8 protein-coding genes are annotated in these 7,188 nt (G+C 62.7%); 7 read left to right on the forward strand and 1 reads right to left on the reverse strand.

Going from position 1 to position 7,188, the window contains the following annotated elements:
* Nucleotides 1–22: 22 nt before the first annotated feature.
* A complete protein-coding gene (locus tag NC4_RS39895; protein WP_157554177.1) occupies nt 23–1,594 on the forward strand; it encodes a hypothetical protein in 1,572 nt (523 codons plus the stop codon).
* Here the strand turns inward: NC4_RS39895 and NC4_RS02965 are convergent.
* Entirely contained in the window at nt 1,485–2,348 is an 864-nt protein-coding gene (locus tag NC4_RS02965; RefSeq protein WP_157554180.1) for a hypothetical protein, read from the reverse strand. The two genes, NC4_RS39895 and NC4_RS02965, sit on opposite strands and share 110 nt — an antisense overlap.
* A 487-nt stretch (nt 2,349–2,835) precedes the next feature.
* On the opposite strand from NC4_RS02965, the gene NC4_RS02970 reads away from it, so the two are divergent.
* The 6 genes from NC4_RS02970 to NC4_RS39900 form a co-directional block, all read left to right on the forward strand.
* Nucleotides 2,836–3,090 carry a type II toxin-antitoxin system Phd/YefM family antitoxin gene (locus tag NC4_RS02970; protein WP_067531896.1) on the forward strand — a complete coding sequence of 85 codons (255 nt, stop codon included), beginning with the start codon at nt 2,836–2,838 and terminating at the stop codon, nt 3,088–3,090.
* Nucleotides 3,087–3,527: a type II toxin-antitoxin system VapC family toxin gene (locus tag NC4_RS02975; RefSeq protein ID WP_067531898.1), complete on the forward strand. Its 441-nt coding sequence runs from the start codon at nt 3,087–3,089 to the stop codon at nt 3,525–3,527. Before NC4_RS02970 ends, NC4_RS02975 begins: the two co-directional genes overlap by 4 nt.
* Before the next feature lie 117 nt (nt 3,528–3,644).
* A complete protein-coding gene (locus NC4_RS42100; RefSeq protein WP_245721455.1) occupies nt 3,645–4,706 on the forward strand; it encodes a TOTE conflict system archaeo-eukaryotic primase domain-containing protein in 1,062 nt (353 codons plus the stop codon).
* A complete protein-coding gene (locus NC4_RS42105; RefSeq protein ID WP_245721456.1) occupies nt 4,703–5,569 on the forward strand; it encodes a DEAD/DEAH box helicase in 867 nt (288 codons plus the stop codon). Before NC4_RS42100 ends, NC4_RS42105 begins: the two co-directional genes overlap by 4 nt.
* Nucleotides 5,570–5,827: 258 nt before the next feature.
* The gene (locus NC4_RS43820) at nt 5,828–5,959 is read left to right on the forward strand and encodes a hypothetical protein (protein ID WP_281186220.1); all 132 of its coding nucleotides are present in this window, start codon (nt 5,828–5,830) and stop codon (nt 5,957–5,959) included.
* Nucleotides 5,960–6,889: 930 nt separating this feature from the next.
* A partial coding sequence (locus NC4_RS39900; protein ID WP_157554183.1) for a hypothetical protein occupies nt 6,890–7,188 on the forward strand: 299 nt, incomplete at its 3' end.

Raw genomic sequence — 7,188 nt, forward strand, 5'->3', positions numbered from 1 at the left:
TCTGTGGAAGGCTGGCAACCCCATGGCGGGACGTGCCGATCCGATCAACCGTACCCAGCTGGAGGTTCTCCGGTGGGTGGACGGTGGCTGTCCGGATGGCGTAATGACAGGCAGCTCGTACAAGTTGACGGCGCAGGCCCTCGCATGGCGCGGTTTGGTCGCGGTGTCGAAGAAGCAAGGGATATGGCGGGCCGAAATCACCGAGGCTGGGCGCTACTATCTTCAGCACGGTCGATACCCGGACGGTCACGGGGAACGTAAACCTTTACAGCAGAAGACAACTCGTTCAAAGGTCCGCGGCGAGCAGGGTATTTCGGATGGCCCGTCTGGGACCAACGCGACGAAATTGCCGCCAACGGATGGCGAGCGACCCGTGACAGCACATCGCGCGCCGCCGGATACGACGGCGCGGATCACGGCAGAGAGACGAACGGCCGCCCGTAAGCTGGTCGAAAACCTGATTGCGAATGAGGAATTGGTAATTCACCAGCCCGACGAATCCGAGGTCGCGCGGTGGCGGAAGGTTGTGGACTTTGCCAAGAGGCACAAGATGGTTCCGGAAGGGCAGCGGCTCGAGAAGCAACGTATGTATGGCGGCGATTTGCGGATCAGGCTTTTGAAGGGGGTGCACTTCAACTCTGCGGCAGCGGCCGAGTCGACCCCCACTGCAGTGCTGGACAGCATAGACCAATGCCATCCCTTGCTGGCCGACCTGCGGGATCCGTCAAGTGTTTTCGACGTATCGGAATCGTTGGTTCCGCGTGTGCTTCGGTTCCTCCACGTGCTCCTGACCGAATGCGCTGATCGTAGGTTCAACCTGAGTTGGTCGAGGGATGTCAAGGATGGGATCCGGATCGAGATGGAGGGTCTCGAGTATCGAGTGACGGTTGCCGAGGAGACCGAAAAGCGGGACGTTCTCCCCTCTGCCGAGGAGTTGTCAGGGCGAAAAACCTATGTATGGCAACGGGTTCAGGCCGAATCCCGAACGGTGCCCAATGGGAGGCTGGTGGTTTCGCTGTTCCACGGTCGCTGGACCCATCGCAAGTGGGCAGATCGTAAGCGTTGGACTATCGAGGACAAGATTCCGGCGATGCTGGCGGAGCTCGAAGAGCGGGTGGCTGAGGAACGTGAGCGCCGAGCTGCTGCCGAACGGTATGAGCGGGAGCAGCAACGCGAACGGGATGCTGCGATAGAACGCGCAACCAGCCGCTTTCACGAGGATCGCAGGATCACGGCGCTGGAAGCCCAACTCGCCGACTGGGGTAAAGCAGCGATGATTCGCGAGTTCTGCGATGCATGCGAGGGTAGTTCGATGGCCGGTCGGGACGCCGCACGGACCGCGGCGTGGTTGGCGTGGTGTCGTGACTACGCGGACCGGATCGACCCGGCGATGCAGGGTGTGGCAGCACCTGAGGAGGTCGAACCGAATTCCAAGGACCTGCAGCCCTATCTGCCTCGGCACATGCGGACGTATACGCCAGGAGCTAGCGGCGGGTTTCCTGCTGCTGGATATGCCGGAGAGTTTCCAGCGGGATACCCAGTTCCTTCTCAATGGCATCCGCGTCGGAACTTCTGGCATCGCGGAGCGCGGTGATCGCCCGCTCGATCAGCGAGCCCAGCCGAAGCACCTCGACCCGCAGTGCGATCAGTTCGTCGTGGCGGTCACGGGCCACCGCGCCGCACCACTGCCGGACGAGTTCACGGGCAGGGATCCACCTCGTCCGCGTTTCCGCGCAGATCTCGGGGGATATCCACCGATCCCCGCTGTAGTACCCGTAGCGACTCTCGCGCTGATCCCGTTGTTCGTCTGCGTCGAGCTCCGCCAACAGAATGTCGGCGTGCTTTTCCGCCAGTCGGCGAACGATGGTCTCCGACAGCCGCCACGGAATAACCCAGCGCCCCTCCTCGTCGACGTAGGACACCTCGTCGTCTATCACCGCGTTACGGTCCAGTTCGAGATCGATGACAAGGGCTTCTACGTCCGGGATGATCAGGACACCAGCTATGCCGGAATCGAGTTCCTTGACCGGAGGGACATCGCGGAGGTTGTCGAACACCATATGCCACGCGTCATCTTCAATCTCGGACAAATCCGACGCCGAACACACAGCCGACCATTGCTTTTGACGGCGCTGCCACTCATCGACGCCTGCCCACGGGACCTTGAGCCGAGCAGGTGGAACCCACTCCTGCCGACCTTCATACGCGTTGTCGACGAACTTGACCTGTACTCGCGCGGGTTTGGAGGTACCGATACGGACTACCTCGGCGCAGGTAACCGGGTCCGATTGCCTTTGCCGGTATGCCCAGTGCTCTCCGATGGTCAGATCGCTCAGATCGCGAGGCATGGGGCACTCCCGGAGAAGACAGATTCGATATTGCCACTGTAGGTTTCGGTCGGTGCTCTATCCAGCTTCAGATGTGAACAGAGTAGCCCTCTGATTGCTGCTCTGAGGCTGTCTGGCGAACGCCTGCCCGGCTTCACCTTGCGGCCATCCTGCGCGCGGTCGGACACGAATTCTGCTGCGGCGGGCCCGAAGTCGTCGATGGGGCGACCGGTTGCTGGCGGGTGGCCGTGGTTGTGGGCGGTACCTCTTGGGGAAGGTGGGAAGGATTGTCCGTAGGAGCTCGGCCTCGACCACCTTGTGACCCACTCAGGACGGCGCGCGTAAGCGCTTCGGGGCTCCTGTCGGGGAGTGATCAGATGCTCCGCTCATGGCGCTGATAGTTGCTGACCGGCATCAAGAGCGTGCGGTAACAGTCGGAAGAACGTCGAATCGAACCCAATTTGTGGCTATAATTTAGCCACATAATATGGCGACATAGGGGTTGATCATGGACGTCGGAATTCGAGAACTACGCGACAGCCTCAGCCGTCACCTGGCGGAGGTTCGCTCCGGCCGTACCGTCACCATCACCGATCATGGGCGGCCGATCGCCCGCATCGTTCCTGTCGAGCAGCACACCAGACTCGAACAGCTGCGGGCAGAAGGGCGCGTACAACCGGCACGCAAGAAGAAGCAGCCGGCGCCCACGCCCGTCCGTGGGAAGGGCATCGTCAGCGAGTTGATCGATGAGCAGCGCCGATGATCGGATACCTGGACACCTCGGCGTTCGTACCACTGCTGGTCGCCGAACCGAGCAGTCGAGCCTGCCGCCGATTCTGGGATGACGCCGACGCCGTCGTGTCGAGCAGGATGCTCTACCTCGAAACTGCCGCTGCACTCGCCCAAGCCCACCGCATGGCCCGCCTCGACGACACCGAATACACGGCCTGCCGACGACTCCTCGACCAACTCTGGCCCCAGCTCGAGGTAGTCGAGGTTGACGAACCCCTGATCCAGCGCGCGGCCCAGTTGGCGGACGCGCTGGCACTGCGCGGCTACGACGCGGTCCACTGCGCCTCAGCCGAACAGTTGGAAGACACAGATCTCGTTGCCGCGTCAGGCGACAAACGACTCCTCGAAGCGTGGAGAACGCTGGGAGTGGCCACCTTCGACACCAACGCGTCGGAATCCGCGACCTAAGCGTGATTTCGGGGTTCGACCTCCAACCATAAGCGTGCGACCGGCGAGGCCGCTTGAGCCGTCGACGGGTACCACACAGGCACGGCACACTGGACAGGCACCGCACACTGGTTGGTCGTGGAACGCTATCCCGGCGAGCTCGAAGAACTGCGCGCAGAGACCGCACGATTGCGGCGTCTGCTCGATCTGACCGAGCGACAGGCTCGTGCCGCCGATCCGGATCAGACGGCGGTTGTGACGCCGGTCCGCATGGGCTCTGCCCCGGAAGCCAAGGTCCGGTTCTATCTCGATCTGTTCCGCTGCCGCGACGATGTTTACGCCGTTCGCTGGGAAAATCGCCGTGATGGCCGGTCCGGCTGGATGCCTGCCATCCGAGGCCGATGGAGCAAGGGCATGTCCCGCACGGAAGCGCCGTACCTGCCGCTCACCGACGACGTCATCGCCGGCCATTTGCGCGGCGAGCACCACATCGGCCTGTACCCGCTGACCGACGCCGACACCTGCTGGTGGGTAGCAGCGGACTTCGACAAGAGCGCAGCCATGCTCGACGCGCTGGCATTTCTGAAAGCCGCTCGCGCCAGGGATATTCCGGCCGCGCTCGAAGTATCCCAGTCCGGGCGCGGCGCGCATGTGTGGATCTTCTTTGCCGGTCTCACACCCGCCGCCACGGCACGGCGGATCGCCACCGGCCTGCTCGCCGAGGCAATCCAGCTGCGCGGCAGCATGAATCTGTCCAGGTACGATCGGCTGTTCCCGTCCCAGGACACCCACACCGGCCGCGGCATGGGCAACTTGATCGCCGCACCTCTCAACGGTGCTCGACGCCGGCACGGAACCACGCTGTTCCTCGATCCGGCCACCCTCGAACCGTTCGACGACCAGTGGGCGTACCTGTCGAGCATCCCCCGGCTGTCGCCGAAACAGGTCGACGCATTGGCCACCAGACTCGGTGAGCCGAAAGTCGGCCACGATGTCCGGCGGCTCCAGCTACCGACCTCGTCGAAAATCCTGCCCCGCCCCGCACCGATTGTCCGTGCGGTGCTTGCTGCCCGGCTCCAGCTGAGCACTGCCGATCTAGGCCCGGCCATGATCTCGGCGGTCAAGCACGCCGCCTCGATCCCGAACCCGGAGTTCTACGCCCGCCAGCGGGCACGCCGAAGCACCTGGGACACACCATGATTCTTGCGCAGCTACGACGAGACCCTCGAAGGGGACCTGATCCTGCCCCGAGGACTACGCCCCTGCTCACCACCCTCGTCGAATCCGCCTACAGCACACTGAATATCGACGACAACCGCACCAACGGCAGCGACCAGACCTTCACCTGCGCGAGCGAACTGCGGCCCGAACAGCGAACGGCCATGCACGCCATCGAAGCCGAGGACACCTGCGTGCTGGTCGCGCCACCCGGCACCGGAAAGACCGTGATCGCCTGCGCGGCAATCGCTTCCCGCTCCACATCGACCTTGATCCTCGTCGACCGCAAAGCTCTGGCCGACCAATGGCGAACCCGGATCCTCGAGCACCTCGCCATCAAGTGCGGCCAGATCGGCGGCGGCCGCTCCAAGACCACCGGGGTGATCGACGTCGCCTTGCTGCCCACCCTCGCCCGTCGAACCAATGTTGACGAACTCACCGGCCGGTACGGCTTCGTCGTGGTCGACGAATGCCACCACATCGCCGCCTCCGCCTTCACCGACGTCCTCAACCAGATTCCCGCCCGATACTGGCTCGGTCTCACCGCCACCCCTTACCGGCGCGACCAACTCGACGACCTGATCTACCACCAACTCGGCTCACATACCCACACCATCGACGCCTCCGCGGCCGGACATCTGCCAACCAGCGGAGACACACCCGCACCACACCGGATACTCCACGTGCACCCAACCCGGTTCGCCTACGACGGCAAGGCCGACCCCAGCCAGCCCGGTGGAATCGCCGAGATCTACCGCGCACTCGTCGCCGACGAAGAGCGCCTGAAACAGATCGTCACAGATGTACTCGACGCCCATCAGGCGGAGCCAACATTCTCGTCCTGACCACGTGGGTCGACCACGTCGACGCACTCACCGAACAACTCACCGCCGCCGGCTGCGAGGACATCATCGTCCTCCAATACGCCGGACGCATCACCCGCGCCCACGCCGGAAAGAACACCGCGACCGTTCACGACTATCACGACGTCCTCACCCCCGTGATCGCCTCCTCACTGCGCAAACGCGCACCCGGATACGCCGAACTCGGGTTCCCGGACCCACGCAAACTCGGGAACTGAACTCCTGGAAGGACCGCGAACCGTGCTGGAACGGGAGTACCGCGCCGAGCGCAACGAACATCTCCTCGAAGGCCTGGTCGACCGCCGAAGTCTGGCTATGAGCGCCGACGAGGTGGTCGAGAAGATCCGGCGCGGACGCGAGGATGACGAGTGATCGTCATCGAATGGCCTGGCACGTAGCCGATGTCGAAAGCCAGCGGACGCTGGACCGTATCGATCCTTGCCCGTACGGTTTGGCGTCAGCCAGCAGACGTAATAGCTGGTAGCTAATTCTTGGCGTTTTCTTGGTGGAGGTCCAGTACACCCATTGCACCGAGAAGCCCCTGACCAGTATCGCCTGGACAGGGGCTTCTTGTTGCGTGCCCGGAGAGACTCGAACTCCCAACCTTCTGATCCAGAGCTCCGATCAATGTGCTGGTAGTGCCCCGAATTTTGGTGTAGGGGTGTGGTTCTCAGATCGAGTTGGTGCGGACGGCCGCCCTGTACACCTGTCTGCTCGTGCACCGAAAACGTATGTTGTGACCCCGAAAGTTGGGAAATTTTGGGATTGGCGAAGGTGGCAGAGCTGTACACCTGCGGGTCACCATGTCCTGTTCGAACCGCGCGCCGTGCGGGCAGTGTGTTGCGGGAGGCTTCCGACCGTGAATCGGTGGCGAGGTGTGTGCATGTGCATCGTCGCGCTGCGGGGCAGAAGGGCACCTCCAGTCCAGGTCTGGTTCGTGAAGATGCCAGCGAAGCTGGTTGATCAGCTTGGTCCGTTCGGTAGCCAGGGCATGCAAGCAGCGTGAAGGTCTTTCTACCTGCGCTTTTCATGAATCTTCACTGTGGGTGTTGACTTCCAAGATCGCTTAGGCAAAGCTGTTTACAGTGCTATAGTTGCGCCTTCTTCCCGAATCGCGGGAAATCAACTCTCCGGCATCAGGTTTCAGTCTTGTTTGCCGACCGAATCGTGCACCCCGCCGAGCCCTCGATCCGACCCGGATCGAGGGCTCGGTCGTTGAAGCACGACCAGTGGGACATACGGAGTAATGGTATGGGTCTTTTACGTTGCCGCAGAGGCTTGCGGTCTTGTGGGCTGATCGGTGTGTTGCTGCGAGTCAGTGCAGTGGCGATGTCAGTTCTGTTGTCTGTCACGTTGATCCAGGCGATCGTGTCGCCGCCCGGTGCGGCGGATTCGTTAGTCGCGCGAGATGTGCCGTTGCTGGCCTCGGAGGACGGTCCATCGGCCGAGGAGGAGCCTGGGCTTGTGCTCGAGCCGGATCCTCCGGTGCCGGACGCTGACTTCCGGCCGTTGGCGCGTTCGACTTCGGTCGATGGTTTCGATTCGGATCCGGGCATGCGGGCACAACAGGAAATGCCCGTCGAATCCATCAAAAGCGGTGT

It is taken from the genome of Nocardia crassostreae, from assembly GCF_001613405.1.
Taxonomy (GTDB): domain Bacteria; phylum Actinomycetota; class Actinomycetes; order Mycobacteriales; family Mycobacteriaceae; genus Nocardia; species Nocardia crassostreae.

Bases quoted from the DNA above. Each gene is read 5' to 3' on its own strand.
- NC4_RS39895 (WP_157554177.1), top strand. From the start codon at position 23: ATGGCGGGACGTGCCGATCCGATCAACCGTACCCAGCTGGAGGTTCTC.
- NC4_RS02965 (WP_157554180.1), bottom strand. From the start codon at position 2,348: ATGCCTCGCGATCTGAGCGATCTGACCATCGGAGAGCACTGGGCATAC.
- NC4_RS02970 (WP_067531896.1), top strand. From the start codon at position 2,836: ATGGACGTCGGAATTCGAGAACTACGCGACAGCCTCAGCCGTCACCTG.
- NC4_RS02975 (WP_067531898.1), top strand. From the start codon at position 3,087: ATGATCGGATACCTGGACACCTCGGCGTTCGTACCACTGCTGGTCGCC.
- NC4_RS42105 (WP_245721456.1), top strand. From the start codon at position 4,703: ATGATTCTTGCGCAGCTACGACGAGACCCTCGAAGGGGACCTGATCCT.